The organism is Escherichia sp. MOD1-EC6300 (assembly GCF_002965045.1).
Classification (GTDB): domain Bacteria; phylum Pseudomonadota; class Gammaproteobacteria; order Enterobacterales; family Enterobacteriaceae; genus Escherichia; species Escherichia coli_F.
In genome coordinates this window covers 57,508-84,311 of the sequence record NZ_PTRH01000010.1, presented here as the reverse complement: position 1 = coordinate 84,311, position 26,804 = coordinate 57,508, and the positions used below count along the sequence as shown (strand labels likewise).

The window sequence follows — 26,804 nt, the reverse complement described above, 5'->3', positions numbered from 1 at the left end:
GCTTTACCCGGGCTTGCAGGCAAAAAAGAGATCTAGAGATGATCTACAAAAGCATTGCGGAGCGGTTAAGAATTCGACTTAACTCCGCGGATTTCACGCTAAACAGTCTTCTTCCCGGTGAAAAAAAGCTGGCGGAAGAATTTGCGGTATCACGGATGACCATCCGTAAAGCCATTGACCTGCTGGTGGCGTGGGGGTTGGTGGTCCGCCGCCACGGCAGCGGTACTTATCTGGTGCGCAAAGATGTACTGCATCAAACTGCCAGCCTGACCGGGCTGGTGGAGGTGTTAAAACGCCAGGGGAAAACAGTCACCAGCCAGGTGCTAATATTTGAAATCATGCCTGCGCCTCCGGCCATTGCCAGCCAATTACGGATTCAAATCAACGAGCAGATCTACTTCTCCCGTCGCGTTCGTTTTGTGGAAGGGAAACCGCTGATGCTGGAAGATAGCTATATGCCGGTAAAACTGTTCCGCAACCTTTCGCTGCAACATCTGGAAGGGTCGAAGTTTGAATATATTGAACAAGAGTGCGGGATTCTTATTGGCGGTAATTATGAAAGCCTGACGCCGGTTCTCGCCGATAGACTGCTGGCGCGGCAAATGAAGGTAGCGGAACACACACCACTGCTGCGGATCACCTCGTTGTCATATAGTGAGAGCGGTGAGTTTTTGAATTATTCAGTGATGTTCAGAAATGCCAGTGAATACCAGGTGGAGTACCATTTACGGCGACTCCACCCGGAAAAGAGTTAACCGATACTCCAAAAGAGCACCGCCAGTAATTGTGGGGTGATAATGCGCAGGAACATCACCAACGGATAGACAGTGGCATAAGAGAGTGCCGCCGCACCGCTGGTTGGATGAAGATTATTAGCAAATGCCAGCGCCGGAGGATCGGTCATGGAGCCAGCCAGCATTCCGCACATGGTCAGGTAATTCATTTTGGCTAACATCCGCGCCAGAATACCAACAGTAATCAGCGGAACGGCGGTGATCAGGGCACCATATCCAATCCAGCTTAGCCCTTCGCCATTGACCAGGGTATTTACAAAATCCCCACCGGATTTCAGCCCCACTACCGAGAGGAACAGTACGATCCCCAGCTCCCGCAGCGCGAGGTTGGCGCTTGGCGGCATAAACCAGTACAGCTTACCGATACTGCCGATACGCCCGAGGATCAACGCCATAATCAGCGGGCCGCCCGCCAGTCCCAGTTTCAACGCCGCCGGGAATCCCGGCACAAAGACGGGAATAGAACCTAACAATACGCCAAGCCCGATACCAATAAACACCGGCAGCATCTGAACCTGTTGCAGTTTCTGCTGCGCATTCCCCAGCACATTGGCAACGGCATCAATTGCGGACGGACGCCCCACCAGGTTGAGGATATCGCCGAACTGCAGGCTGATATCACCACTGGCGACCAGTTCGACCCCGGCACGGTTCAGACGCGAGATAACAACGTCATAGCGTTCTTTAAAGTGCAGATCGCGAATACGCTTACCAAGCACGTTTTCATTGGTGACCACCACACGCTCGACGCGTAAATCAGTGCCTTTCGTGGACAGCGAGGTATCGACCTCCTGACCAATCACCAGTTGCGCATTATGTAAATCCGCTGGCTGCCCCACCAGATGCAGCAAATCGCCCAGTTGGATAATAGTATCTGGCGAAGGTACTTTTAGGGTTTCTTCTCGTTTCAGACGCGAACAGATAATTTTGTCCCCGTTGAGAATCGGTACATCTTTAATGGCTAAATCATGCAGGTTAGGGTTCTCAACGCGAATATTGATAGTCTTGATCAGCGCACCGCCATTGGTGCGTGAAGACTCGTGCTGCTGGGCTTCTGTCTCGACATTGACGCGGAAAATAACCCGCAACATCCACATGGTGAATAAAATCCCGCAAATGCCGAATGGATACGCCATCGCGTAACTCATCCCCATCTGATCGACCATTTCCATTGGTGTACCCAGGTCGCGCAAGATCTGCTGCCCTGCCCCCAGTGCTGGCGTATTGGTTACCGCACCGGAGAAAATCCCCAGCACGACCGGCAGTGGAATATCAAACAGTTTATGCAGGATGGCGGTAACCAGACCACCGATGATGACGATCAGAACAGCAAACAGGTTGAGGCGTAATCCGGAGACGCGCAATGAGGCAAAGAAGCCCGGACCCACCTGAATCCCGATGGTATAAACGAACAGGATCAGGCCAAATTCCTGAATAACATGCAGCATATCGCTACTTAATGTCATCCCCGCCTGAGAAACAAAATGGCCGACGATGATCCCACCAAACAGCACGCCGCCAATACCTAATCCTATGCCGCGAAATTTGACGTTGCCGATAAACAAACCGACGACTGCCACCAAAGCCAGAATACTGACCGTTAATGCTATATCACTCATCGTCCATTTCTCTTGAGATAACATTTTAATTGCTACGGATTATGGCTGAATCGGTGAAGCAGATTTGCCTTATAGCGCACATTATCACGGGAAAGAACGTGCCGAAATATCTTAAACAGGCGAAATTTAACGCTTTGTTGAGTAAGAAAGACAAAAAAAGCCCCACCAGAATGGTGGGGCAAAGAGAATAGCTAGTTAGCTATTTAACGCGGGACGTTCGCTGATAGCGATACGCTGCGCTGCGATGGGTTCAGGCTCATTACGAATTAAATCAATATGCAGTAAACCGTTTACGAAGGTTGCACCAGAGACTTCCATATTTTCAGCCAGCGTAAAGCTCAGGCTAAACGGCTGATTCATAAGCCCTTGATGCAGCCATTTCTTCTCTTCTTTTGACTGCTCCGGCGTGCCTTTTACGCTCAGGCGCGTACCTTCCAGTTGAATCTCTAAATCTTCCTGACGAAAACCTGCCAGCGCGAGGGTAATGCGGTAGTGGTTATCGTCGCTTTTTTCAATGTTGTACGGCGGGAAGCTCTGGCTTTCACCGGCGTTTTGCAGTGCGTTGGCCAGTTTGTCAAAACCGATCCATTGACGCATCAGTGGGGATAAATCGAAGTTACGCATAGTCATTTCTCCTTCTAAGAAGCGAGTAAGTACCTGCAAATCCGAAGATTCGCATATGCTCCCTGACGGCGAGCATGGAGATATCAGGCCGCGCCAGGCGGCCTTAGGGAATTAGTTGATTTCGATACGGCGCGGTTTTTTCGCTTCCGGAATCACACGTTCGAGATCGATATACAGCAAACCATTTACCAGGTTAGCACCACGAACATGAATGTTCTCAGCTAACTGGAATTTGCGTTCAAAGTTGCGTTCAGCGATGCCCTGGTACAGATAGGTGCGCTCTTTTTGTTCGTCGGCGTGAGCACCTTTCACCACCAGCAGATTATCCTGGGCGGTAATTTCCAGTTCGCTCTCAGCAAAACCAGCCACAGCGATAGCAATGCGGTAATGGTTTTCGTCTACCAGTTCAACGTTATACGGAGGGTAGCCGCCATTACTCTGGCTCTGGTTGTTTTCTAAGTGGTTAAACAAACGGTCAAATCCAATAGCAGAACGGTAAAGCGGGGATAAATCAAAGTTACGCATAATCAATAGCTCCTGAAATCAGCGAGAATGTAAGACCTTCCACAATGGACAGGTCAGGTAGCCAGAACACCCATCAGGCGCGTCCTCATCGGCTACGATGTAAAAATGGGTCTGGAAATGAACTTTTCAAGCCTTATCAGCGGACTTTTTTTTGCAGTTTATGGTCTATTGCATAGACTGAGGGGGCAGCACGAAACGTTAAAGTGCGATAGCCGCCACAGTGCGACGTAATGATGATGTTATTTTCAGCAAGGGATCGCTATAACTCATCAGGCCAACACCCACGATCAACAGATGAATTTATTATGATAAGAAATGTGTTGTTAGCGTTCATGATATGCAGCGGAATGACATTACTCGGAGGATGCTCCAGCGTGATGTCCCATACCGGGGGGAAAGAAGGAACGTATCCCGGCACCCGCGCCAGCGCCACCATGATTGGCGACGATGAAACCAACTGGGGCACTAAGTCGCTGGCGATTCTCGATATGCCGTTTACCGCTGTGATGGACACGCTTTTACTGCCGTGGGATGTATTCCGCAAAGACAGCTCGGTGCGCTCACGCGTTGAAAAAAGCGAAGCCAACGCGCAAGCCACCAATGCGGTTATTCCACCGGCCAGAATGCCTGATAACTGATTTAGCGATCAGTTTCGGTGATCCACAGCTGGCCACCTTCCATCCACGCCAGCCATTGACCATCCGGCGAGAAGACCACGGCGTCCGCAGAAGGGGGATTGGCGTGGTTTTCGGTTAAATACTCAACCTCGCCGCTTTGCGCATCGACGCAAGCAATTCGATTATCCAGCACAAAGCCCAGCCATTCCCCGGAAGGGTGCCAGTTAAATGCAGACTGAATATCCGTTTTGTTATGAGTTAACTGTCGCGGCTCGCCGCCCTGTGGTGAGATAAGCCACAATTGCACAATGCCGTTATCATCACGCATTAAAAACGCGATTTGCGTCCCCTGCGGATTACAGCGCACCCAGTGGCGCGGAATGTTGACTAATCCCGGATAAGCCCGATGATGGGTAAAAGTTAAACGTCGCTGCACGACGCCACGCGGTGGCGCAGGCAGGGTCGATTCCGTTCCGCTTAACGGCGCATCACCTGCTGCTTTCCAGCCAGCTTCATCTTGCGGTAACTCAACGATGAACAGCTCCGGTACTTTCTCGCCCTTTGGCGAAAGTGTGTCGCCAATAAACGCCAGCGCGTGGTTTCCTACCCATCCTTCTTCATAAGCACGATTGATTTCATCACTGCCAGGCTGCGGCGTGGGCGTGGTATTACTCACCAACACGCACCAGTGGCTGCCGCTGTATTCACGCGGATGCTGCTTTTGTACGTTGACCGGGCCAAACGGTACCGCAACACCGACGTTGCGCAAATCCAGCGCCGGATCGCGTTCATGCATTACATGGTCGTTATAGGTAAAACTCACCATTTCACCGTTCGGGCTAAAGACATGTACATGGCTGCCGCCACGCAGCGCTCCTGGCGTATACGGCGCGGTAATATCCATTGCATCGAGATTGCTCACCTTGCCGCTTTCAGCAATCACGCCGCGTCGATGATGGAAGTCGTAATGCCATGTTTCATCAGGATTTTCAGGGCCGTGAATAAAGACATATTTCTCTGACTTCGGATGAACGGTCACCACGCCGACGTGTGCGCCCTGTGACGCACGGTAGATAACCTCGACCTCACCGGTATGAATATTCACGCGCTCAATGGTCTCACCGGTAAACGACGCCCCAGAAGGACGCACGTCAAATACCAGCCACTGGCTGTCGGGCGTCCAGGTATTGGTATTGGTGAGCAGGTGATTACGGGGAGCAAAGGTTATCTGTTTCATGGCGCGGTCCTGATACAAAACGGTTCCCGCCATCATACTTCACAAGGACTTCACTTTCAGACAATAGTCTTTTGCCATCGTGATGAATGTGAGTGAAAAGATGGAACATTTCGACGTGGCGATTATTGGCCTCGGCCCGGCAGGGTCGGCGTTGGCGCGAAAGTTAGCAGGCAAAATGCAGGTGATCGCGCTGGATAAAAAGCACCAGTGCGGTACTGAAGGTTTCAACAAGCCTTGCGGCGGTCTGCTGGCACCGGACGCTCAGCGATCTTTTATTCGCGATGGACTGACGCTTCCTGTCGATGTGATCGCCAATCCGCAGATTTTCAGCGTCAAAACCGTCGACGTAGCCGCATCGCTTACACGTAACTACCAGCGAAGCTATATCAATATTAATCGCCATGCTTTCGACTTATGGATGAAATCGCTGATCCCCGCCAGCGTTGAGGTTTACCACGACAGCCTGTGCCGGAAAATCTGGCATGAGGATGATAAATGGCATGTCATTTTTCGCGCAGACGGCTGGGAGCAACACATTACCGCCCGCTATCTGGTCGGTGCCGATGGTGCCAACTCGATGGTGCGGCGACATCTCTACCCGAACCATCAAATTCGTAAATATGTCGCTATCCAGCAGTGGTTCGCAGAGAAACATCCGGTGCCGTTCTACTCCTGCATCTTTGATAATGCGATAACTGACTGTTACTCATGGAGTATCAGCAAAGACGGTTATTTTATCTTTGGCGGTGCCTATCCAATGAAAGACGGTCAGACGCGTTTCACGACGCTGAAAGAGAAAATGAGCGCCTTTCAGTTCCAGTTTGGCAAAGCGGTGAAAAGTGAGAAATGTACCGTGTTGTTTCCCTCACGCTGGCAGGATTTTGTCTGCGGTAAGGACAATGCCTTTCTGATTGGTGAAGCGGCGGGATTTATCAGCGCCAGCTCACTGGAGGGGATTAGCTATGCGCTGGATAGCGCAGAGATTCTGCGTTCGGTGTTACTCAAGCAACCGGAGAAGAGCAACGCCGCCTACTGGCGCGCCACCCGCAAACTGCGTTTAAAACTCTTCGGCAAAATAGTAAAAAGCCGATGCCTGACCGCACCGGCTTTAAGAAAATGGATTATGCGCAGTGGTGTGGCGCATATTCCACAGTTGAAAGATTATCCAACGCGCTTCACATCGCCCACCAGCAGGATGTAAGAGAGCGCGCCAATCAACGCGACGGCGGAGATATAAACCAGTGCAGGCGCGAAACCGTAACCCTGCGCCAGGTACCCTACCACCAGCGGAACGGTGATGCCGCCCAGACCACCGGCGAAGTTAAACACGCCGCCGGTTAAACCAATCAGCCGCATCGGTGCCAGAGAAGAGACTAACGACCAGGTAATCGAAGCAAAACCGTTGCCGAAGAATGCCAGCGCCATCAGGCACATAATCATCATCGGATCGTTGGTGTAGTTAGCACCCATAATGCAGGTGGAGATCAGCAAACCGCAGATAATCGGCGTTTTACGCGCAAAGCCCAGTGAAAAGCCCTTACGTACCAGCAGATCCGCGACCCAGCCTGAGAGCAGGACGCCAACAAACGCCGCAAGGAATGGCACCGTGGTCATAAAGCCCGCTTTCAGCGCTGTGATTCCTTTTTCCTGGGTTAAATAGTTCGGGAACCAGGTTAAGAAGAACCACAGTGTAGAAGCCACCGCAAATTGCCCAAGATAGACGCCGATCAGTTTACGATGGAACACCAGTTTCCAGTCTTTGGCGGTTAGCGGCTGACGCGCCTCTTTTTTCACTGGCGCATCGCCATCCACCAGACCGCCGCCGTCACGAATGTAATCCAGTTCAGCTTTGCTAATGCCTTTGGTCAGGCGCGGCGGCTGATAAACCTTAAACCAAATCAGCGACCAGATAATGCCGATACCGCCGGTGACAATGAACACCCAGTGCCAGCTCAACATTTCCTGAATCCAGATCAGCAGCGGAGTCAGAAACGCCAGACCGACAAACTGACCAGACGTATAAAAACCCACGGCAGAAGCGCGTTCATGTTCCGGGAACCAGCTGGTCACCATCCGGTTATTGGTCGGGAACGCGGGCGCTTCGAAAATACCGGTTATCGCACGCAGACCAATTAATGACATTAAGCCCGTGGCAAAGCCCTGGAATAACGTCGCCACTGACCAGCCAAATATCGCAATAAAATAAGTCACGCGAGAACCTACGCGATCTAAAAACCAACCGCCGGGGATCTGACATAAGGTATAAAGCCAGGCGAAGGCCGAAAATACATAGCCCATTTGCGCTTTGGTAATGCCGAACTCTTCCTGAATATGGGCGGAAGCCACGGCCAGGTTAGCGCGGTCAACATAACAAATGACCACCGTAATAAAGATCATCACCAGCGTCAGATAACGCCGACGCCCCGGTTTTGCTGCATTAACGGGAATATCCATAGCGAGCTTTCTCCAGATTTTGGGCATAGCGAAGCCGCTCACCATGCCCTGTAATGTACAGAGGGTTATATTTTTGTATTGCTGTTTTAGTGCCTGATGAGGGGCTTACGTGGCAGGAATTACCACTCTGCTACGCTGTTATCTTCATGACGCCAGAGCGGATTACGCCAGTCCGGGGCATTTTTACTGAACTCAATGACTTTGGCTTCGTCGATTTCCACGCCTAAGCCCGGTTTCGTTAATGGTTTAAAGAAGCCGCCGACCATGCTGAAGTCTTCTTTATTTTTCACAAAGTCGAGTAACTCCGCGCCTTTGTTGTAATGAATGCCCATACTTTGTTCCTGAAGTACCGCGTTATAGGAAACAAAGTCGATATGCAGGCAAGCCGCCAGTGCAATCGGGCCGAGCGGACAGTGCGGCGCAAGGGTCACGTCATAGGCTTCCGCCATTCCGGCAATTTTGTAGCATTCGGTAATACCGCCTGCGTGGGAGAGATCCGGTTGCAGAATCGAAATACCGCCAGCTTCCAGCACGCGTTTAAAATCGAAGCGTGAGAACATGCGCTCACCCGCCGCCAGTGGAATATGCGTTTGTGCCGCCAGTTTCGGGTAGTATTCGGCTTGTTCCGCCAGCACCGGTTCTTCAATAAACAGAGGGCGATACGGTTCCAGTTCTTTAATCAGCACTTTCGCCATCGGCGCGCTGACGCGACCGTGGAAATCAAGACCAAACTCAATCTGATTGCCAAAAGCTTCACGAATTTGTGCCACGGTGTTGACCGCCGCATCTACCGCGCGGGAGTTATCAATCAATCCCAGCTCTTCACAACCGTTCAGTTTGAAGGTATCGAAGCCGATTTCGCGTAGCGTTTTAATGCCGTCGATAACATCCGCCGGACGATCGCCGCCGACCCAACTGTAGGCTTTAATTTTGTCGCGAACCAGGCCACCCATCAATTGCCAGACCGGCGCATTCAGCACTTTACCTTTGATATCCCATAACGCCTGGTCGATCCCGGCGATGGCGCTCATCAGAATCGGACCGCCACGATAAAATCCGGCGCGATACATCACTTGCCATAAGTCATTGATGCGCGATGGATCCTGACCAATCAAATAGTCACCCAGCTCGTGAACTGCCGCTTCCACCGTGCGGGCTCGGCCTTCGATCACGGGCTCGCCCCAACCGACCACGCCTTCATCAGTTTCAATTTTCAGGAACATCCAGCGGGGAGGTAAACGATACGTAGTAATGTTGGTGATTTTCATTGCACTGCCTCTCGATACGCCTTAACAAATGCTGCTGCCTGCTGCGCGGTGCGTTCTACTGATTGCCCGGCGCGATAGAGATCGCTGCCTAAGCCCGCCCCTGCACAACCTGCGTCTATCCACTGCGCCAGGTTTTCTGGCGTCACACCGCCTACGGCAAAGACCGGGATGTCCTGCGGTAATACCGCTTTTAACGCTTTGATGTATTGCGGCCCAAAAGCCGATGACGGGAATATTTTCAGCGCCTGAGCGCCCGCGTCGATCGCGGTAAAGGCTTCAGTCGCCGTCGCGCAGCCGGGGCAAACGGTCATGCCATAGCCCACCGCGCGGCGGATCACTTCACTATGGATATTGGGCGTAACGATGAGCTGGCAGCCCATCCTGGCGAGCGCATCGACCTGTTCAGGTTTCAGTACCGTACCTGCGCCAATCAACGCCTTGTCGCCATACGCATCAACGATGGCGGGAATGCTTTGTTCCCATAGTGGAGAGTTCAGCGGGATTTCTACCGCGTCGAACCCAGCGTCAATCACCGCGCCAACATGCGCCAGCGCCTCGTCGGGCGTAATACCGCGCAAAATGGCGATCAGCGGGAGTTTAGTTTGCCACTGCATGAGCGATGCTCCTTATACCAGCCTGAAATGCCGTGTCGCCCGCCACCGCCGTCACGTCGCAACCCATCGCCTGAAAGGCTTGCTGGTAGCGTGCAGTCAGCGATGTTCCGGCGACAAGGGTGATGGCGTGTTGATGGACCACGTAGTCGCGCATACTGGCGACCTCTGCGCCAATCAACAATCCAGAGAGAAATTCGCTGACCTGTTCACGGGGAAGTGTTCCCAGCACATGCGAAGCACGAACTTCAAAAAGCTGCGGCAATATTGCGGGCGCATTAAGGCCGCGCTCAAGGCCAGCCGCGAAGGCATCGGCAGAGTTTTCCTGCGGCGGTAAACCTGCACCAATCAATGAGTGATTTAACAGTAAATGATGTAACTCACCGGTCATTACGGTGCGAAAATCGTTGATTTGCTGGCTATCGGCCTGCACCCATTTGCAATGCGTACCGGGCATGACATAAAGAGAGGAAGGAGCCAGAGCATGCGCGCCGATCAATTGTGTTTCTTCGCCGCGCATCACATTGTGGTTATCATCATGAGAAACGCATAATCCGGGAATAATCCAGATATTGTCGCCAACAGACGTTAATTGTTCGCCAATAGACGAAAAACGGGCAGGAACAGATAAATACGGTGCAACTTTCCAGCCGACATTGCTGCCGACCATTCCTGCCATCACCACTGGCGTATTCTCTTCACGCCAGTCGGTCGTCACTTCCGCTAGCACCGCAGCCGGAGATTTTCCGTTCAGACGCGTGACGCCTGCTTCTGATTGCCTGCTGTCCAGGCAGTGGTCGCCCTGATAAAGCCAGGCGCGCAGATTGGTCGATCCCCAGTCAATTGCGATGTAGCGAGCTGTCATGTGATTTCCTTTAACCTTCGTGTCGAGCTGGCGATCATGGTAAGCGCCGCCTGCTCTGCCGCATCGCCGTCCTGATGCCGTATCGCATCAAACAGCGCCTTATGTTCCTGGAGCGTTTGCGGCATGTTGGCCTCATCGCCCATCCAGGTTCGTTCAAAAACCGCCCGCTGTAATGAACTAATCGCAATGCTAAGTTGCTGTAACACCGGGTTATGCACTGATTGCAGTACCGCCTCGTGATAGCGAATATCCGCTTCGTTAAACGCTTCGCGGTCCTGATTGTTGGCGATCATCTCGTTCAGCGCTGATTCAATCTGCGCCAGATCGCTGGAAGTCGCGCGCTCTGCCGCCCAACGGGCAATCGCCGGTTCCACCAGATTTCGCACTTCGCTCATTGCACTGATAAGCCGTGGGTCGTAGTCGTTTTCCAGCACCCATTGCAGCACGTCAGTATCGAGGTAATTCCACTGATTACGCGGTGCCACAAACGCCCCGCGATAACGTTTCATTTCAATCAGCCGCTTCGCCATCAGCGAACGAAACACCTCACGGATGATGTTGCGCGAGGTTGCAAACTCCTCACAAAGTTCCGCTTCGGCCGGAAGCGGCGAGCCTGGCACGTATTTGCCGTGAACGATCTGTTTACCCAGCGTAATGACTATGCGATCGGTTTTATTGAGAGTCATGGAGAGTCCTTGTGCTCTGTATGTACTTCTCTACTTTACCCCGATCGATGCATAACGCGGCAATTTTGTAGTACCAGCGTGATGACGTTCGCGTTTGCTGTATGCGTAATGTAGTACAAAGTTATATTGTTGTACTACAATTTAGATCACAAAAAGAACAATGCATAAAAAAATGACATGCGTCGGGCAGAAATCTGAAAAGGGATATCAGGCGCTAAACAGGAGGGAAAGAAGAGTATGCTTTCAACGGCTTAGCTACTCGTTTAAAGGATTAGTCATGAAGTTGAATTTTAAGGGATTTTTTAAGGCTGCCGGTTTGTGTTCTTTGGCATTTGCGTTGACCGGTTGTCTAACCGCAGGACTGCTTTTCAATACCGCAAGTCCTCCACATGCCGAGCAATGGCGGTCAGACTCGATTAAGGGGTTATCGCTGGCAGAGGATAGTAACGGTACGAAAGGCTATGTTTTTGTTGGTGAATCGTTGGACTATCTGTTGACCACGGGCGGCGGCGAGGTGGTTAAAATGCTGAACGATCCGGCAATTCATGGCGAAAGAATCACCGTTTCCGATAACGCGAAATTTATTTTAAGCAGCAGTGATACTAATTTTTCTGGTTCAATAACGCTCTATTACGACTGGGATAATGAGGAAGATAAAGCACTGGCGACACAATATGGTTTTATTTGTAATACCCAGCGTTGTACCTGGGCACTTGACGGCCTGAAAGGCTCTATCCACCAGAAAAATAAAAAAGCGGATTACTCAAACGTGATGGTTTTCCATCAACCCTTTACGGTGGGATTTTATAAGTACAAAGCAACTGATGGCGTTCCGCGCGGCCTCGCTAATGCGCTGCTACCAGTCACTCTTACGCTGGATATAGTAACGTCACCACTCCAGTTCCTGATTTTATGCACGACCAGAAATTGTTAATCGCTGCGGGCAAACGCATTTATGTAGTTTGCCCGCCCACTGATTAATTCAGCACATACTTCTCAATAGCAAACGCCACGCCATCTTCCAGGTTGGATTTGGTGACAAAGTTCGCCACTTCTTTCACCGAAGGAATAGCGTTATCCATTGCCACACCAACACCTGCATACTCAATCATTGCGATGTCGTTTTCCTGATCGCCAATCGCCATGACTTCTTCCGGCTTAATGCCTAACACGTCGGCCAGTGATTTCACACCCGTACCTTTGTTAACGCGTTTATCGAGGATTTCGAGGAAGTACGGCGCACTTTTCAGCACAGTGTATTTTTCTTTCACTTCCTGCGGAATACGCGCAATGGCCTGGTCGAGGATGGCGGGTTCATCAATCATCATCACTTTCAGGAACTGAGTATTGGGGTCCATTTTCTCCGCTTCGCAGAACACCAGCGGAATAGTGGCAACGAAAGATTCATGCACCGTGTAGTAGCTGATATCACGGTTGGCGGTGTACAGCGTGGTGCGGTCCAGGGCGTGGAAATGAGAACCGACTTCGCGAGAGAGTTTTTCCAGGAAACGGTAGTCTTCATAGCTCAGAGCGGTTTGCGCCACGGTGCTACCATCGGCGGCCTTCTGTACCAGCGCGCCGTTATAAGTAATGCAGTAATCGCCCGGCTGTTCCATATGCAGCTCTTTTAGGTAGTTGTGAACACCTGCATAAGGGCGACCCGTCGTTAGCACGACATTCACGCCACGGGCGCGAGCTGCGGCAATCGCGTTTTTAACAGCGGGTGAAATGGTGTGATCGGGCAGCAGAAGGGTGCCATCCATATCGATAGCAATGAGTTTGATAGCCATGAGTTCCCCAGGTAGATTGGTTCCTGACCCATGCTAACGCGATTCCGCTCAAAAATCAGTACAACACCTGAGGGAAAAGGGGGATGCAACGCGCGTTGCATGCTCCCCTTTTGCTTAGCGGAAGAGTTTCCCTTTCAGCAGTTCCATGCCTGCGGAAAGCAGATCGTTATTGGCTTGCGAAGACACTTCACCCTGCGGTGAGAGAGCATCAATAATCTTTGGCAGTTGCTCTGCCAGCAAGCTGGAAGCCGTACTGGTATCTACACCCAGTTTTTGCCCGAGATCGGACACCGCATTTGTGCCGAGCGCCGACTCCAGTTGCTCGCCACTCACTGGCTGATTGCCCTGTTGATTACTCAACCAGGTTGAGAGAATGGCACCTAAGCCGCCACTTTGCAGTTTTTCCAGCAGCACCTGAATACCGCCCTGCTCCTCAACCCAGCTCAAAATAGCCTGATATTTCCCCGCATCGCCTTTCAGAAAGGCGCCGACAACTTCATCAAAAAGCCCCATGATAATCACCTGTAAAGCGTTACGTGTTGACTCAAAAAGTATAGATCTGCGGGATGATAATCGCGGATTGCAGAAATAAAAAGGGCGGAGATGATCTCCGCCCTTTTCTTATAGCTTCTTGCCGAATGCGGCGTTAACGTCTGATCCGGCCTACAAAATCATGCAAATTCAAAATATTGCAGGAGTCTCGTAGGCCTGATAAGCGTAGCGCATCAGGCACGCTCGCATTGTTAACGCCATTAAATATCGATATTCGCCGCTTTCAGGGCATTCTCTTCGATAAACGCACGACGCGGTTCAACGGCGTCGCCCATCAGCGTGGTGAACAACTGATCGGCAGCAATCGCATCTTTAACGGTAACGCGCAGCATACGACGGCTTTCCGGGTCCATGGTGGTTTCCCACAGCTGTTCCGGGTTCATCTCGCCCAGACCTTTATAACGCTGGATGGAGAGGCCGCGACGGGACTCTTTCACCAGCCAGTCCAGCGCCTGCTCGAAGCTGGCTACCGGCTGACGACGCTCGCCACGTTCGATAAACGCATCTTCTTCCAGAAGGCCACGCAGTTTCTCACCCAGCGTGCAGATACGACGATATTCGCCACCGGTGATAAACTCGTGATCCAGCGGATAGTCAGTATCCACACCGTGGGTACGCACGCGAACAATCGGTTCAAACAGGTTTTGATCAGCATTGGTGTGGACATCAAACTTCCACTGGCTGCCGTGCTGTTCTTTGTCGTTCAGTTCGCTGACCAGGGCGTTCACCCAACGGGTAACGGTCTGCTCATCAGAGAGGTCGGCTTCCGTCAGCGTCGGCTGATAGATAAGCTCTTTCAGCATTGCTTTCGGATAACGACGCTCCATGCGGTTGATCATTTTCTGCGTCGCGTTGTACTCAGACACCAGTTTCTCTAACGCTTCGCCAGCCAATGCCGGTGCACTGGCGTTGGTGTGCAGCGTTGCACCATCCAGCGCGATAGAGATCTGGTATTGATCCATCGCTTCGTCGTCTTTAATGTACTGTTCCTGCTTGCCTTTCTTCACTTTGTACAGCGGCGGCTGAGCGATGTAGACGTGACCGCGTTCAACGATTTCCGGCATCTGACGATAGAAGAAGGTCAACAGCAGCGTACGAATGTGCGAGCCGTCGACGTCCGCATCGGTCATGATGATGATGCTGTGGTAACGCAGTTTGTCCGGGTTGTACTCGTCACGACCGATACCACAACCAAGCGCGGTGATCAGCGTCGCCACTTCCTGGGAAGAGAGCATCTTATCGAAGCGCGCTTTCTCGACGTTGAGGATTTTACCCTTCAGCGGCAGAATCGCCTGGTTCTTGCGGTTACGCCCCTGCTTCGCAGAGCCGCCCGCGGAGTCCCCTTCCACAAGGTACAGTTCAGAGAGCGCCGGGTCGCGTTCCTGACAGTCCGCCAGTTTACCTGGCAGGCCCGCTAAATCCAGCGCACCTTTACGACGGGTCATTTCACGAGCGCGACGCGCAGCTTCACGGGCACGAGCAGCATCGATAATTTTGCCGACTACGATTTTCGCGTCGGTTGGGTTTTCCAGCAGGTATTCTGCCAGCAGTTCGTTCATCTGCTGTTCAACCGCCGATTTCACCTCAGAAGAAACCAGTTTGTCTTTGGTCTGAGAGGAGAATTTCGGGTCCGGCACTTTTACGGAAACGACGGCAATCAGGCCTTCACGCGCATCGTCACCGGTGGCGCTGACTTTGGCTTTTTTGCTGTAGCCTTCTTTATCCATGTAGGCGTTCAGAGTACGGGTCATCGCCGCACGGAAGCCTGCCAGGTGAGTACCGCCATCACGCTGCGGAATGTTGTTGGTAAAGCAGTAGATGTTTTCCTGGAAGCCATCATTCCACTGCAATGCAACTTCAACGCCGATACCGTCTTTTTCGGTGGAGAAGTAGAAGATATTCGGGTGGATCGGCGTTTTGTTTTTGTTCAGATATTCAACGAACGCCTTGATACCGCCTTCATAGTGGAAGTGGTCTTCTTTGCCGTCGCGCTTGTCGCGCAGACGAATGGAAACGCCAGAGTTGAGGAACGACAACTCACGCAGGCGTTTCGCCAGAATGTCATATTCGAATTCGGTCACATTGGTGAAGGTTTCGAGGCTTGGCCAGAAACGCACCATGGTGCCGGTTTTTTCAGTCTCGCCGGTAACCGCCAGCGGAGCCTGCGGTACACCGTGTTCGTAGATCTGACGGTGAATTTTACCCTCGCGCTGGATAACCAGCTCCAGTTTTTGCGACAGGGCGTTTACTACCGAAACACCAACGCCGTGCAGACCGCCGGACACTTTATAGGAGTTATCGTCAAATTTACCGCCTGCGTGCAGGACGGTCATGATCACTTCCGCCGCCGATACGCCCTCTTCCGGGTGAATACCGGTCGGAATGCCGCGCCCGTCATCCTGTACAGAGACAGAGTTATCGGCGTGAATGGTGACGATAATGTCTTTACAGTGACCCGCGAGCGCTTCGTCGATAGCGTTATCTACCACCTCGAATACCATGTGGTGCAGACCGGTGCCGTCATCCGTGTCGCCGATATACATACCCGGGCGCTTACGCACCGCATCCAGCCCTTTCAGGACTTTGATACTGGAGGAGTCATAAGAATTCGACATCAACGTTTCTCGCTCATTTATTCTTGGGTTAATCCGTTATTTTACCCTTTTCCACGGTAAACATCTTCGAATTTTCGTCCGACATGTCTATTACGTGTTCAGCACTGATCGCGCTGACAAAGACCTGTGATTGCGTCGCTTTTAAGCGGCTGGCAAGCAGCCCGCGACGCTCATCATCAAGCTCAGAGGCAAAATCATCTATCAGGTAGAGACACCGCCGCCCGCTTTCACGGGTGAGGAACTCTCCTTGCGCCAGACGTAAGGCGCACATCAACAGCTTAAGCTGCCCACGCGATAAGGTATCTTCCACCGGCGCACCGTCGGCGCGAATGCGTAAGTCCGCTTTATGCGGGCCGTGCGCGGTGTAGGTTAGCTGGCGATCGCGTTCAAAATTACGTTCCAGCACCTCAGCATATTCTGTCTCTTTCTCCCAGCCACGCTGAAAAGAGAAAGTCAGAGTAAACTCCGGGAGAAATTGCTTACAGGTATCGGCCATATCAGCGGCGATACCGGCGCTGTACTCGGCGCGCCAGGTACTGATTTGTTCTGCCAGCGGGATCAGTTCTTTGTCCCACGGGCGTAGCTGTTCATAACGAGTCACCTGGCGCAGTGCCGCATTGCGCTGCTTGAGTAATCGCTTGAGATTGCTCCAGGCGGTGAAAAATCCGGGTTCGTTGTGAAAGCATCCCCAGTCGAGGAAGGCTCTTCTGTATTTGGGGCCGCCGTTGAGTAAAGTAAACCCTTCTGGCGTTATCAGTTGCATCGGCATCAGATGCGCCAGCTCGGCGACCTTATGCCCGTCAGTACCGTCGATGCGGACTTTGCTGTCGCCCTGTTTATCTTTGGTTAGGCCAATCGCCGTCTCGCGCTCTTCGCCCTGTAAACGCCCATGGAGAATAAACGCCTCCTGCTCGTGGCGAATAACACGACCAATCTGCAAACTGCGAAACGCCCGACCGTGGCCGAGCGTATAGATGGCTTCCAGCACGCTGGTTTTGCCACTGCCGTTGGCACCAACCAGAAAGTTAAAGCCGGGAGATAAAGCGAGATCCGCGGTTTCAATGTTGCGGAAATCGCGGATCAACAAGCGGGTGAGGGACATTACAGTCTCATTGGCATGACAACATAGGCAGCCGACTGTGATGCGGCATCTTCAATCTGCACACTGGAAACCGAATCGGTCAGCATCATGCGCACGTTTTCGCATTTCAGCGCGTTCAGAACATCCAGTACATAGCTGACGTTGAAGCCAATTTCCATCTCCGCACCGCTATAGGTAACGTCGAGGATCTCTTCCGCTTCTTCCTGTTCCGGGTTATTGGCGGTGATTTTCAGCTGATTTTCGCTGACATACAGACGCACGCCGCGGAATTTCTCGTTGGAGAGGATCGCTGCACGGGCAAACGCCTGCTTGAGCAGATCGCAGCCTGCTTCCAGATGTTTGTCCGGGTTCTTCGGCAGAACGCGGCGATAATCCGGGAAGCGACCATCCACCAGTTTGGAGGTGAAGATAAAGTCGCCAACGTGGGCGCGAATGTTGTTGCTGCCAATCTGCACGCGCAGCGGATTGTCGCCGCCGTCGAGCATACGCATCAGTTCAATCACACCTTTACGCGGCACGATCACCGAATGGCTTGGCAAAGACTGACCAATTGGCATGGAACAGACCGCCAGACGGTGACCGTCGGTCGCCACGGTACGCAGTTCTTCACCTTCGGTTTCGAACAGCATACCGTTTAAGTAATAGCGAACATCCTGATGCGCCATCGAAAACTGAGTCGCTTCAATCAGACGCTTCATCGTCGCCTGCGGCAGGGTAAATTCGACTTCGCTCTGCCAGTCATCGAGGTTCGGGAAATCTGCTGCTGGCAGGGTGGAAAGCGAAAAACGGCTACGCCCGGAACGCACCAGCATCCGCTCACCTTCCAGTTGCACGGCAATTTCCGCGCCTTCAGGCAGACCACGGCAGATATCAAAGAATTTGCGCGCCGGAACGGTCGTCGCCCCTGGTTCGTGCGGCTGAACCAGCGCAACACGTGCCACCATTTCCATCTCGAGATCGGTACCGGTCAGCGACAACGTACCGTCAGCAACCTGTAACAGCAGATTACCGAGAATCGGTAGCGTAGGACGACCACCTAACGGACCGCTCACCTGTTGTAGCGGTTTTAATAAATGCTCACGTTCTACGGTAAATTTCATAGGTTTACGATGACAATGTTCTGATTAAATTTGAAAAATCTTCTTTGATATCGTGGCTCTCTTCACGCAACTGCTCGATCTTCCGGCAAGCATGAAGCACCGTTGTGTGGTCACGACCACCAAACGCATCGCCAATCTCGGGCAGACTGTGGTTAGTCAACTCTTTCGCCAGCGCCATCGCCATCTGGCGCGGACGCGCCACCGAGCGGGATCGACGCTTGGAAAGGAGATCCGCAACTTTGATCTTGTAGTACTCTGCCACCGTCTTCTGAATATTGTCGATGGTGACCAGTTTTTCCTGCAATGCCAGCAAGTCGCGCAGCGCCTCACGCACGAAGTCGATGGTGATCGCCCGTCCGGTAAAGTTGGCGTTAGCAATGACGCGGTTCAACGCCCCTTCCAGCTCACGTACGTTAGAGCGTAGACGCTTGGCGATAAAGAACGCCACTTCGCCCGGCAAACGAATGTCGTTTTCGTCGGCCTTTTTCATCAGGATCGCCACGCGGGTTTCTAACTCTGGCGGTTCGATCGCCACAGTCAGTCCCCAACCGAAGCGGGATTTCAGACGATCCTCAACGCCGTTGATCTCTTTCGGATAGCGATCCGAGGTGAGAATGATCTGCTGGTTACCTTCCAGCAGGGCGTTGAAGGTGTGGAAAAACTCTTCCTGAGATCGTTCTTTATTAGCAAAAAACTGAATATCGTCGATCAGTAGTGCATCTACGGAACGGTAGTAGCGTTTAAACTCTTCGATCGCGTTGTTTTGCAGGGCTTTAACCATGTCCTGAACAAAGCGCTCGGAGTGCATATAAACCACTTTGGCATTCGGCTTACGCGCCATAATGCCGTTACCCACCGCATGCAGCAGGTGAGTTTTACCCAGACCCGTGCCGCCATAAAGGAACAACGGGTTATAGGCACCGCCAGGGTTATCAGCCACCTGACGAGCCGCCGCGCGCGCCAGTTGGTTAGATTTACCTTCAACGAAGTTATCAAACGTGTGTTTGACGTTTACGTTAGAACGATAGGTCGGTTCTGCCGGAGCCGGGACGTTATCCCAACCGGAACGCGTAGAAGGCGCAACACGTTGCGGCTGCGCATGCGCCACCTGTGCTGGGGCCGCGACGTTGCTCGTCACTGCCGCTTGTGGCGTTTGTGTCACCGGTTTGGTGCCCACTTCAAAACGCAGCTGTGGGGCATCCGCTCCGCAGAAACTGGTTAGCAGTCCATTGATATTATTAAGGTACTTGTCCCGTACCCAATCGAGGACAAAACGGTTTGGCGCGTACAGGGCCAGCGTGTTATCGCTCAGTTCCGCCTGCAATGGGCGTATCCACATACTGAATTCTGTGGCTGGTAACTCATCCTGCAATCGGGCAAGACACTGCTGCCAAAGCGAAAGTGACACGGCGGACTCCACTCGAACAAAAGTCGATAATGACTAAGGCTGAAACATTCATGATTGTTGACGTACGTCGAAAAGACCCTGCTTGAGGGTGACGCACGAACCGCTGTCTGCGGTTATATGCCCGATCAAGATCCTGCTAAACGATCGGGACCGCGGATCATAGCCTAAACTGCGCAAGAGATCTTCTGTTTCTCACAGATTTTCCCGATTTATCCACAGGATGATCCAGAACTCGCTAAGTGTAAACGATCCTGCCGCGAGGCGGGCACGATTTACGCCGCATATTGGAAAATTTAATGACCATAGACAAAAATTGGCTTAATCGATCTAATAAAGATCCAGGACGATCCTTGCGCTTTACCCGTCAGCCCGTATAATCCTCCACCCGGCGCGCCATGCTGGTTTTCACCGGTGTGAGGCCGTACGTTTTCCCTGCGAAAAGGTGCGGAAAAGCGCGGTAAATAAGGAAAGAGAATTGACTCCGGAGTGTACAATTATTACAATCCGGCCTCTTTAATCACCCATGGCTTCGGTGTCCATCGTTTCATTTTTCGGCGGATATCCAATAAAGCCATTGAATTTATTCAAGTTTAGGTAGAAATCGCCATGAAACGCACTTTTCAACCGTCTGTACTGAAGCGCAACCGTTCTCACGGCTTCCGTGCTCGTATGGCTACTAAAAATGGTCGTCAGGTTCTGGCACGTCGTCGTGCTAAAGGCCGCGCTCGTCTGACCGTTTCTAAGTAATAAAGCTAACCCCTGAGTGGTTAAGCTCGCATTTCCCAGGGAGTTACGCTTGTTAACTCCCAGTCAATTCACATTCGTCTTCCAGCAGCCACAACGGGCTGGCACGCCGCAAATTACTATTCTCGGCCGCCTGAATTCGCTGGGGCATCCCCGTATCGGTCTTACAGTCGCCAAGAAAAACGTTCGACGCGCCCATGAACGCAATCGGATTAAACGTCTGACGCGTGAAAGCTTCCGTCTGCGCCAACATGAACTCCCGGCTATGGATTTCGTGGTGGTGGCGAAAAAAGGGGTTGCCGACCTCGATAACCGTGCTCTCTCGGAAGCGTTGGAAAAATTATGGCGCCGCCACTGTCGCCTGGCTCGCGGGTCCTGATAGCCCTCATTCGGGTCTATCAACGCCTGATTAGTCCGCTACTCGGGCCGCATTGTCGTTTCACTCCAACCTGTTCAAGCTACGGAATTGAGGCATTGCGCAGGTTTGGAGTGATAAAAGGCAGTTGGTTGACGGTGAAACGCGTATTAAAATGCCACCCTTTACACCCTGGTGGTGACGATCCCGTCCCGCCCGGACCATTTGATACCAGAGAACACTAACGATGGATTCGCAACGCAATCTTTTAGTCATCGCTTTGCTGTTCGTGTCTTTCATGATCTGGCAAGCCTGGGAGCAGGATAAAAACCCGCAACCTCAGGCCCAACAGACCACGCAGACAACGACCACCGCAGCGGGTAGCGCCGCCGACCAGGGCGTACCGGCCAGTGGCCAGGGGAAACTGATCTCGGTTAAGACCGACGTGCTTGATCTGACCATCAACACCCGTGGTGGTGATGTTGAGCAAGCTCTGCTGCCTGCTTACCCGAAAGAGCTGAACTCTACCCAACCGTTCCAGCTGCTGGAAACTTCACCGCAGTTTATTTATCAGGCACAGAGCGGTCTGACCGGTCGTGATGGCCCGGATAACCCGGCTAACGGCCCGCGTCCGCTGTATAACGTTGAAAAAGACGCTTATGTGCTAGCTGAAGGTCAAAACGAACTGCAGGTGCCGATGACGTATACCGACGCGGCAGGCAACACGTTTACCAAAACGTTTGTCCTGAAACGTGGTGATTACGCTGTCAACGTCAACTACAACGTGCAGAACGCTGGCGAGAAACCGCTGGAGATCTCCACCTTTGGTCAGTTGAAGCAATCCATTACACTGCCACCGCATCTCGACACCGGAAGCAGCAACTTCGCACTGCACACCTTCCGTGGCGCGGCGTACTCCACGCCTGACGAGAAGTACGAGAAATATAAGTTCGATACCATTGCCGATAACGAAAACCTGAACATCTCTTCGAAAGGTGGTTGGGTGGCGATGCTGCAACAGTATTTCGCGACTGCGTGGATCCCGCATAACGACGGTACCAACAACTTCTACACCGCTAATCTGGGTAACGGCATCGCCGCTATCGGCTATAAATCTCAGCCGGTACTGGTTCAGCCTGGTCAGACTGGCGCAATGAACAGCACCCTGTGGGTTGGCCCGGAAATTCAGGACAAAATGGCAGCAGTTGCTCCGCACCTGGATCTGACCGTTGATTACGGTTGGTTGTGGTTCATCTCTCAGCCGCTGTTCAAACTGCTGAAATGGATCCATAGCTTTGTGGGTAACTGGGGCTTCTCCATTATCATCATCACCTTTATCGTTCGTGGCATCATGTACCCGCTGACCAAAGCGCAGTACACCTCCATGGCGAAGATGCGTATGCTGCAGCCGAAGATTCAGGCGATGCGTGAGCGTCTGGGCGATGACAAACAGCGTATCAGCCAGGAAATGATGGCGCTGTACAAAGCTGAGAAGGTTAACCCGCTGGGCGGCTGCTTCCCGCTGCTGATCCAGATGCCAATCTTCCTGGCGTTGTACTACATGCTGATGGGTTCCGTTGAACTGCGTCAGGCACCGTTTGCACTGTGGATCCACGACCTGTCAGCACAGGACCCGTACTACATCCTGCCGATCCTGATGGGCGTAACGATGTTCTTCATTCAGAAAATGTCGCCGACCACTGTGACCGACCCGATGCAGCAGAAGATCATGACCTTTATGCCGGTCATCTTCACGGTGTTCTTCCTGTGGTTCCCATCAGGTCTGGTGCTGTACTATATCGTCAGCAACCTGGTTACCATTATCCAGCAGCAGCTGATTTACCGTGGTCTGGAGAAACGTGGCCTGCATAGCCGCGAGAAGAAAAAATCCTGATTCGGTGAGTTTTCGCTAAAATAAGGGCGGTCAGTTGACCGCCTTTTTTCTTTTCGTAGGGTGGATAAGCACCGCGCATCCGCCACACAAAGCAACAGGAACATCATGAGCGATAATGACACTATCGTAGCCCAGGCCACGCCTCCGGGACGTGGCGGCGTTGGCATCCTGCGCATCTCCGGCCTCAAAGCCCGTGAGGTTGCCGAAACCGTGCTGGGTAAACTGCCTAAGCCGCGCTACGCCGATTATCTTCCGTTTAAAGACGCCGATGGCAGCGTGCTCGATCAGGGGATTGCGCTATGGTTCCCTGGCCCGAACTCGTTCACCGGCGAAGATGTGCTGGAACTGCAAGGCCATGGCGGTCCGGTGATCCTCGACCTGCTGTTAAAACGCATTCTGACTATTCCCGGCCTGCGGATTGCCCGTCCTGGTGAGTTTTCCGAACGCGCGTTTCTTAACGATAAACTCGACTTAGCCCAGGCCGAAGCGATTGCAGACCTTATCGACGCCAGCTCGGAACAGGCGGCGCGCTCAGCGCTAAACTCGCTACAAGGCGCGTTCTCCGCACGGGTTAACCATCTGGTGGAAGCCCTCACCCACTTGCGCATTTACGTCGAAGCGGCAATTGATTTCCCCGATGAAGAGATCGATTTCCTCTCCGACGGCAAAATTGAAGCCCAGCTCAATGACGTGATTGCCGATCTCGACGCAGTACGCGCCGAGGCTCGTCAGGGCAGCTTGTTGCGCGAAGGGATGAAAGTCGTCATTGCCGGGCGTCCAAACGCCGGTAAATCAAGCCTACTGAACGCGCTGGCGGGCCGTGAAGCGGCAATCGTGACTGATATCGCCGGAACCACGCGTGACGTACTGCGTGAGCATATCCACATTGACGGAATGCCGCTGCATATCATCGATACCGCCGGATTACGCGAAGCCAGTGACGAAGTGGAGCGTATTGGTATCGAGCGCGCATGGCAGGAAATTGAACAGGCCGACCGTGTGCTGTTTATGGTTGATGGCACCACCACGGATGCCGTTGATCCAGCAGAGATCTGGCCGGAGTTTATCGCCCGTCTGCCAGCGAAACTGCCGATCACTGTGGTGCGCAATAAAGCCGATATCACCGGCGAAACGCTGGGGATGAGTGAAGTGAACGGTCACGCGTTAATTCGTCTCTCGGCAAGGACTGGTGAAGGTGTGGACGTACTGCGTAACCATCTCAAACAGAGCATGGGCTTTGACACCAACATGGAAGGCGGCTTCCTGGCGCGTCGTCGTCACCTACAGGCACTGGAACAGGCGGCAGAGCACCTGCAACAGGGTAAAGCGCAACTGTTAGGTGCCTGGGCGGGTGAGCTGCTGGCGGAAGAACTGCGTCTGGCGCAGCAGAATTTAAGCGAGATCACCGGAGAATTTACCTCAGACGACCTACTGGGGCGGATTTTCTCCAGCTTCTGTATTGGTAAGTGAGTCGTCTAAATTGATATAAAGGGCACTGTTCCGTTCTGGGGAAACTAACTATCAGAACGGAACAGCGCTTGTTTTTTATGAGCATCCTGCACCGAAACTGCATTTGCTACTGGCTGGAGCGACTTTAAACACCTTGCAGTCCTGTCTTTACAGAGAACGATATTGCTTTAACCTATTAAGCTCCTCTTGCGGAAAGTTAAATTCGTCTACTGCTTTCCAGAATAGTTCTTTAAGTACAGGATTGCCATTTGCCTGACTTATTACAGATTTACCTTCATTATTCTTTTCTTCCAGCTGCATCATCACATCTTTAAGGTAATTTTCATTTTCACCAACCACAATTTTGAATATTTTCAGCCAGAGTCCCATATGTATATCATCCCCGTTATTTACCACATGAGAGAATGGCTTGCCATCAAAGTCACGGGTAAACTGCTCCACAATTTCATCGAAAGTGAATCCGTGTTGCAACGCCAGGCGAATCGCCGCATTCAGATATACGTCAATGACCTGTTTACTCATTTTCTTAAAGCTTGCAATATGCAAAGAGCAGACGGCATTATTTCTGCTCAGCGACAGTAGTTCGCTCACCACATCTTTATCATTTTCATAATGGCTGGCTATCACATCAGCTGTCTCCATCCAGGCGGCAACAATCTCCGTATACCCTTTCACTATCGCAGAATATAAGCCTGATGCCTTCGTCCATTTGTCTGACTCCCCCGTCCATTTTTCTCTTGCAGCCATCAGTTTCAATATATCTTCTTTATTTATTTCATTTTTAAACATTTTGGCTTTTATATTGGCGAGCAATATATTAACAACATTATAATTATTGGTTTTAATAGCGCTATTTAAATCATAAGTTGAGCATATTTTTTTTCCTATATAAAGAAGTATTTCATTTTTATTTACCCCAAACTCTTTCTCAAAGTCATCTATCGCCAAGAACAATGCCTTGACACTTTCTTTTTTATTTTTTGATAACGCTACAGAAATCGCGCTCACACCACGGTTATCTTTCGCAAGGAGTAGAGTTTCCAGGTCTTCCCGGCTAAAGTTAAATTTTCGGGCCAACTCTTTTAAATTTGTTATATATTCATTAATCTTATTAAGATTATCGTGTTGCAGTGACATATATAACCCATATGTTCCCCCTGGTCCTTTAGCAGCAAGAATCTCAAGAACCTTTGATACTGTCATTTCTTGGGAATTTCTTAACTTATCGAAAAAAAGAACAATATTTTCATACGTCCCCATTTGCATTAATAGATATAATGCTGATGGTGATAATGGTGGTTGCAATTCATTTTCTATACCACTTAATAAATGGGCCTGCTCTCGAGGGAGATAAGGAATTATGCCTACACACTCGGAGCAAATCTCTGTTTTTACCCATTTTATATTCGCCAACTCAATATTTATAAATGATTGTAATGACCCAAAAGAATCACAGTTTTTTGCTTTATAGCGTACTGCAGTATTGGTTGCATTAGGATCATAAAAGGATACAACATATTCAGTTTCTCCGGCAGGCGTTTGTTTTATCCTCAAGCGGACGGCCATAGCGTGTTTTTGAGATTTAACGATTGCCGCCATATGCGTTAACTTCTCTTTTTCCATTCTGTGAAAGAAGACAGATAATATCTCCCCGAACTTGTCACTAGCAACGACGCATGTACCTGGTGGTGGATTGTTTATTAGATTATCAAATTGCTGATCAAGCTCGTATGGAAAATGTTGCTGTATCCCTTCTGGAGTTGAATAGCATTCCTTCAATGGAACTTTACCTGTATTTTCATTCATTGAATCTATACAATACTGCAGAGAAATATGCCTGCACACGACTAAATCTTCTGGTTTTTCATTAAAATAAACCTTACAGTTATAATCTACAATATCATATTTACTATTAGCTTTTTTCTGCTCTTTAGTAAAACTCTCATCATCTGCGTTCGTATGAGAGCGAATAAAAATATCTTTGAGGGATGTTGTAAGCGCAGGCGGTACAAAAATCTGTGTAGCATACTTTCCTTCAGCATCCCCCACAGTTACAATCATACTTTCAGGGTCTTGCTCAGATGTTGAGACAATAATAATAAGTCCACCACCGATAAAAACCCATGGTTCAATCTCACTGCTATTATTAACAAAATTACTTAATGAACCCGCTTTTTCAAGTGAATAAACTGAAGGATTTTTAAGATACAACACTATATCGTCAACGATTAATTGAGTTTTATTTTTTCCTCCATCCAAATCAGGTATGAAAGAAGAAGATTGTACACATACTCTGCCAACAGTTACGTTATCAACCATTTCCTTTCTCCTCATTCATATGAAAGTTGTAGTAATAATAAGGTTACTATTTAAATATCAACTATCAAATTTCGCTCATTTATAGAGTTATTCGTCTTTTTACGTCATTTCCCTATAAGGTCATCGACCTGGTAATGAGGTGAGTAAACCGCGAC

At 51.1% G+C, this 26,804-nt stretch carries 26 protein-coding genes and 1 other annotated feature; of the genes, 10 read left to right on the top strand and 16 right to left on the bottom strand.

Going from position 1 to position 26,804, the window contains the following annotated elements:
• The first annotated feature begins 38 nt into the window (after positions 1-38).
• Positions 39-755: a GntR family transcriptional regulator gene (locus tag BGE37_RS15960; protein ID WP_001300779.1), complete on the top strand. Its 717-nt coding sequence runs from the start codon at positions 39-41 to the stop codon at positions 753-755.
• On the opposite strand, the gene BGE37_RS15955 is transcribed toward BGE37_RS15960, so the two are convergent.
• The 3 genes from BGE37_RS15955 to ibpA form a co-directional block, all read right to left on the bottom strand.
• On the bottom strand, positions 752-2,413 hold the full coding sequence (locus BGE37_RS15955) for a putative transporter (RefSeq protein WP_001279752.1): 1,662 nt from the start codon (positions 2,411-2,413) through the stop codon (positions 752-754). The genes BGE37_RS15960 and BGE37_RS15955 overlap by 4 nt on opposite strands.
• Positions 2,414-2,608: 195 nt before the next feature.
• Entirely contained in the window at positions 2,609-3,037 is a 429-nt protein-coding gene (gene ibpB / locus BGE37_RS15950) for a small heat shock chaperone IbpB (RefSeq protein ID WP_105288204.1), read from the bottom strand.
• Between the two features lie 111 nt (positions 3,038-3,148).
• Positions 3,149-3,562, bottom strand: coding sequence for a small heat shock chaperone IbpA (gene ibpA, locus BGE37_RS15945; RefSeq protein WP_001243437.1), 414 nt, complete (start codon positions 3,560-3,562; stop codon positions 3,149-3,151).
• Positions 3,556-3,628 (bottom strand) — a sequence feature (ROSE (Repression Of Heat Shock gene Expression) occurs in the 5'-region of heat shock genes and acts as an RNA thermometer to modulate expression.). It overlaps the preceding gene by 7 nt.
• Positions 3,629-3,867: 239 nt before the next feature.
• Here ibpA and BGE37_RS15940 point away from each other — a divergent pair.
• Positions 3,868-4,200: a YceK/YidQ family lipoprotein gene (locus BGE37_RS15940; protein ID WP_000620888.1), complete on the top strand. Its 333-nt coding sequence runs from the start codon at positions 3,868-3,870 to the stop codon at positions 4,198-4,200.
• Position 4,201: 1 nt separating this feature from the next.
• Here the strand turns inward: BGE37_RS15940 and BGE37_RS15935 are convergent, their stop codons facing one another.
• Positions 4,202-5,416 (bottom strand): DUF3748 domain-containing protein, encoded by a 1,215-nt coding sequence (locus BGE37_RS15935; protein WP_198598468.1) that lies wholly within the window; start codon positions 5,414-5,416, stop codon positions 4,202-4,204.
• A gap of 100 nt (positions 5,417-5,516) precedes the next feature.
• Here BGE37_RS15935 and cbrA point away from each other — a divergent pair, with 100 nt between their 5' ends.
• On the top strand, positions 5,517-6,617 hold the full coding sequence (gene cbrA / locus BGE37_RS15930; RefSeq protein WP_105277607.1) for a colicin M resistance lipid reductase CbrA: 1,101 nt from the start codon (positions 5,517-5,519) through the stop codon (positions 6,615-6,617).
• Here cbrA and BGE37_RS15925 read toward each other — a convergent pair.
• The 5 genes from BGE37_RS15925 to dgoR form a co-directional block, all read right to left on the bottom strand.
• The gene (locus BGE37_RS15925) at positions 6,578-7,915 is read right to left on the bottom strand and encodes an MFS transporter (protein ID WP_000253471.1); all 1,338 of its coding nucleotides are present in this window, start codon (positions 7,913-7,915) and stop codon (positions 6,578-6,580) included. The genes cbrA and BGE37_RS15925 overlap by 40 nt on opposite strands.
• Before the next feature lie 74 nt (positions 7,916-7,989).
• Positions 7,990-9,138: a galactonate dehydratase gene (gene dgoD / locus BGE37_RS15920; protein WP_000705257.1), complete on the bottom strand. Its 1,149-nt coding sequence runs from the start codon at positions 9,136-9,138 to the stop codon at positions 7,990-7,992.
• Positions 9,135-9,752 (bottom strand): 2-dehydro-3-deoxy-6-phosphogalactonate aldolase, encoded by a 618-nt coding sequence (gene dgoA / locus BGE37_RS15915; protein WP_032304102.1) that lies wholly within the window; start codon positions 9,750-9,752, stop codon positions 9,135-9,137. Before dgoA ends, dgoD begins: the two co-directional genes overlap by 4 nt.
• Entirely contained in the window at positions 9,736-10,614 is an 879-nt protein-coding gene (dgoK, locus tag BGE37_RS15910) for a 2-dehydro-3-deoxygalactonokinase (RefSeq protein ID WP_105288202.1), read from the bottom strand. The genes dgoA and dgoK overlap by 17 nt, the downstream gene beginning before the upstream one ends.
• Positions 10,611-11,300 carry a D-galactonate utilization transcriptional regulator DgoR gene (gene dgoR, locus BGE37_RS15905; RefSeq protein ID WP_000174305.1) on the bottom strand — a complete coding sequence of 230 codons (690 nt, stop codon included), beginning with the start codon at positions 11,298-11,300 and terminating at the stop codon, positions 10,611-10,613. Before dgoR ends, dgoK begins: the two co-directional genes overlap by 4 nt.
• A gap of 277 nt (positions 11,301-11,577) precedes the next feature.
• Between dgoR and BGE37_RS15900 the strand changes: the two genes are divergently transcribed.
• A complete protein-coding gene (locus tag BGE37_RS15900) occupies positions 11,578-12,234 on the top strand; it encodes a YidX family protein (RefSeq protein ID WP_000772929.1) in 657 nt (218 codons plus the stop codon).
• Positions 12,235-12,277: 43 nt separating this feature from the next.
• Here BGE37_RS15900 and yidA read toward each other — a convergent pair whose 3' ends face one another.
• The 6 genes from yidA to dnaA form a co-directional block, all read right to left on the bottom strand.
• Positions 12,278-13,090 (bottom strand): sugar-phosphatase, encoded by an 813-nt coding sequence (yidA, locus tag BGE37_RS15895; protein WP_000985560.1) that lies wholly within the window; start codon positions 13,088-13,090, stop codon positions 12,278-12,280.
• Positions 13,091-13,204: 114 nt separating this feature from the next.
• Positions 13,205-13,603, bottom strand: a complete 399-nt coding sequence (locus BGE37_RS15890; protein WP_198598467.1) for a YidB family protein — start codon at positions 13,601-13,603, stop codon at positions 13,205-13,207.
• A gap of 239 nt (positions 13,604-13,842) precedes the next feature.
• Complete coding sequence (gene gyrB, locus BGE37_RS15885; protein WP_105288201.1) at positions 13,843-16,257, bottom strand: DNA topoisomerase (ATP-hydrolyzing) subunit B; 2,415 nt, start codon at positions 16,255-16,257, stop codon at positions 13,843-13,845.
• Positions 16,258-16,285: 28 nt separating this feature from the next.
• Positions 16,286-17,359: a DNA replication/repair protein RecF gene (gene recF / locus BGE37_RS15880; RefSeq protein WP_000060098.1), complete on the bottom strand. Its 1,074-nt coding sequence runs from the start codon at positions 17,357-17,359 to the stop codon at positions 16,286-16,288.
• Entirely contained in the window at positions 17,359-18,459 is a 1,101-nt protein-coding gene (gene dnaN / locus BGE37_RS15875) for a DNA polymerase III subunit beta (protein WP_000673464.1), read from the bottom strand. Before dnaN ends, recF begins: the two co-directional genes overlap by 1 nt.
• Before the next feature lie 4 nt (positions 18,460-18,463).
• A complete protein-coding gene (dnaA, locus tag BGE37_RS15870; RefSeq protein WP_000059102.1) occupies positions 18,464-19,867 on the bottom strand; it encodes a chromosomal replication initiator protein DnaA in 1,404 nt (467 codons plus the stop codon).
• A 296-nt stretch (positions 19,868-20,163) separates the two neighbouring features.
• Between dnaA and BGE37_RS25190 the strand changes: the two genes are divergently transcribed.
• The 6 genes from BGE37_RS25190 to mnmE all read left to right on the top strand — a co-directional run bounded on the left by BGE37_RS25190 (position 20,164) and on the right by mnmE (position 24,330).
• Positions 20,164-20,244: a hypothetical protein gene (locus tag BGE37_RS25190; RefSeq protein ID WP_122134670.1), complete on the top strand. Its 81-nt coding sequence runs from the start codon at positions 20,164-20,166 to the stop codon at positions 20,242-20,244.
• A gap of 229 nt (positions 20,245-20,473) precedes the next feature.
• Positions 20,474-20,614 (top strand): 50S ribosomal protein L34, encoded by a 141-nt coding sequence (gene rpmH, locus BGE37_RS15860; protein WP_000831330.1) that lies wholly within the window; start codon positions 20,474-20,476, stop codon positions 20,612-20,614.
• A 16-nt stretch (positions 20,615-20,630) separates the two neighbouring features.
• Positions 20,631-20,990: a ribonuclease P protein component gene (gene rnpA / locus BGE37_RS15855; RefSeq protein WP_000239730.1), complete on the top strand. Its 360-nt coding sequence runs from the start codon at positions 20,631-20,633 to the stop codon at positions 20,988-20,990.
• A complete protein-coding gene (gene yidD, locus BGE37_RS15850) occupies positions 20,954-21,211 on the top strand; it encodes a membrane protein insertion efficiency factor YidD (protein WP_001307474.1) in 258 nt (85 codons plus the stop codon). Before rnpA ends, yidD begins: the two co-directional genes overlap by 37 nt.
• A gap of 2 nt (positions 21,212-21,213) precedes the next feature.
• Positions 21,214-22,860 carry a membrane protein insertase YidC gene (yidC, locus tag BGE37_RS15845; protein WP_000378258.1) on the top strand — a complete coding sequence of 549 codons (1,647 nt, stop codon included), beginning with the start codon at positions 21,214-21,216 and terminating at the stop codon, positions 22,858-22,860.
• Between the two features lie 105 nt (positions 22,861-22,965).
• Positions 22,966-24,330 carry a tRNA uridine-5-carboxymethylaminomethyl(34) synthesis GTPase MnmE gene (gene mnmE / locus BGE37_RS15840; protein WP_001282361.1) on the top strand — a complete coding sequence of 455 codons (1,365 nt, stop codon included), beginning with the start codon at positions 22,966-22,968 and terminating at the stop codon, positions 24,328-24,330.
• Between the two features lie 147 nt (positions 24,331-24,477).
• Here mnmE and BGE37_RS15835 read toward each other — a convergent pair whose 3' ends face one another.
• Positions 24,478-26,649 carry a ShET2/EspL2 family type III secretion system effector toxin gene (locus tag BGE37_RS15835; RefSeq protein WP_105288200.1) on the bottom strand — a complete coding sequence of 724 codons (2,172 nt, stop codon included), beginning with the start codon at positions 26,647-26,649 and terminating at the stop codon, positions 24,478-24,480.
• Between the last annotated feature and the right edge of the window lie 155 nt (positions 26,650-26,804).

What these genes read in the sequence shown, in the direction of transcription:
- ibpA (WP_001243437.1), bottom strand. Translation starts at nt 3,562, where the DNA reads ATGCGTAACTTTGATTTATCCCCGCTTTACCGTTCTGCTATTGGATTT.
- BGE37_RS25190 (WP_122134670.1), top strand. Translation starts at nt 20,164, where the DNA reads ATGACCATAGACAAAAATTGGCTTAATCGATCTAATAAAGATCCAGGA.
- BGE37_RS15900 (WP_000772929.1), top strand. Translation starts at nt 11,578, where the DNA reads ATGAAGTTGAATTTTAAGGGATTTTTTAAGGCTGCCGGTTTGTGTTCT.
- BGE37_RS15935 (WP_198598468.1), bottom strand. Translation starts at nt 5,416, where the DNA reads ATGAAACAGATAACCTTTGCTCCCCGTAATCACCTGCTCACCAATACC.
- BGE37_RS15960 (WP_001300779.1), top strand. Translation starts at nt 39, where the DNA reads ATGATCTACAAAAGCATTGCGGAGCGGTTAAGAATTCGACTTAACTCC.
- BGE37_RS15925 (WP_000253471.1), bottom strand. Translation starts at nt 7,915, where the DNA reads ATGGTGAGCGGCTTCGCTATGCCCAAAATCTGGAGAAAGCTCGCTATG.
- yidD (WP_001307474.1), top strand. Translation starts at nt 20,954, where the DNA reads ATGGCGCCGCCACTGTCGCCTGGCTCGCGGGTCCTGATAGCCCTCATT.
- BGE37_RS15940 (WP_000620888.1), top strand. Translation starts at nt 3,868, where the DNA reads ATGATAAGAAATGTGTTGTTAGCGTTCATGATATGCAGCGGAATGACA.
- dgoR (WP_000174305.1), bottom strand. Translation starts at nt 11,300, where the DNA reads ATGACTCTCAATAAAACCGATCGCATAGTCATTACGCTGGGTAAACAG.
- dgoD (WP_000705257.1), bottom strand. Translation starts at nt 9,138, where the DNA reads ATGAAAATCACCAACATTACTACGTATCGTTTACCTCCCCGCTGGATG.
- recF (WP_000060098.1), bottom strand. Translation starts at nt 17,359, where the DNA reads ATGTCCCTCACCCGCTTGTTGATCCGCGATTTCCGCAACATTGAAACC.
- dgoA (WP_032304102.1), bottom strand. Translation starts at nt 9,752, where the DNA reads ATGCAGTGGCAAACTAAACTCCCGCTGATCGCCATTTTGCGCGGTATT.
- rpmH (WP_000831330.1), top strand. Translation starts at nt 20,474, where the DNA reads ATGAAACGCACTTTTCAACCGTCTGTACTGAAGCGCAACCGTTCTCAC.
- cbrA (WP_105277607.1), top strand. Translation starts at nt 5,517, where the DNA reads ATGGAACATTTCGACGTGGCGATTATTGGCCTCGGCCCGGCAGGGTCG.
- mnmE (WP_001282361.1), top strand. Translation starts at nt 22,966, where the DNA reads ATGAGCGATAATGACACTATCGTAGCCCAGGCCACGCCTCCGGGACGT.
- dnaN (WP_000673464.1), bottom strand. Translation starts at nt 18,459, where the DNA reads ATGAAATTTACCGTAGAACGTGAGCATTTATTAAAACCGCTACAACAG.
- ibpB (WP_105288204.1), bottom strand. Translation starts at nt 3,037, where the DNA reads ATGCGTAACTTCGATTTATCCCCACTGATGCGTCAATGGATCGGTTTT.
- BGE37_RS15835 (WP_105288200.1), bottom strand. Translation starts at nt 26,649, where the DNA reads ATGGTTGATAACGTAACTGTTGGCAGAGTATGTGTACAATCTTCTTCT.
- BGE37_RS15890 (WP_198598467.1), bottom strand. Translation starts at nt 13,603, where the DNA reads ATGGGGCTTTTTGATGAAGTTGTCGGCGCCTTTCTGAAAGGCGATGCG.
- BGE37_RS15955 (WP_001279752.1), bottom strand. Translation starts at nt 2,413, where the DNA reads ATGAGTGATATAGCATTAACGGTCAGTATTCTGGCTTTGGTGGCAGTC.
- gyrB (WP_105288201.1), bottom strand. Translation starts at nt 16,257, where the DNA reads ATGTCGAATTCTTATGACTCCTCCAGTATCAAAGTCCTGAAAGGGCTG.
- yidC (WP_000378258.1), top strand. Translation starts at nt 21,214, where the DNA reads ATGGATTCGCAACGCAATCTTTTAGTCATCGCTTTGCTGTTCGTGTCT.
- yidA (WP_000985560.1), bottom strand. Translation starts at nt 13,090, where the DNA reads ATGGCTATCAAACTCATTGCTATCGATATGGATGGCACCCTTCTGCTG.
- dgoK (WP_105288202.1), bottom strand. Translation starts at nt 10,614, where the DNA reads ATGACAGCTCGCTACATCGCAATTGACTGGGGATCGACCAATCTGCGC.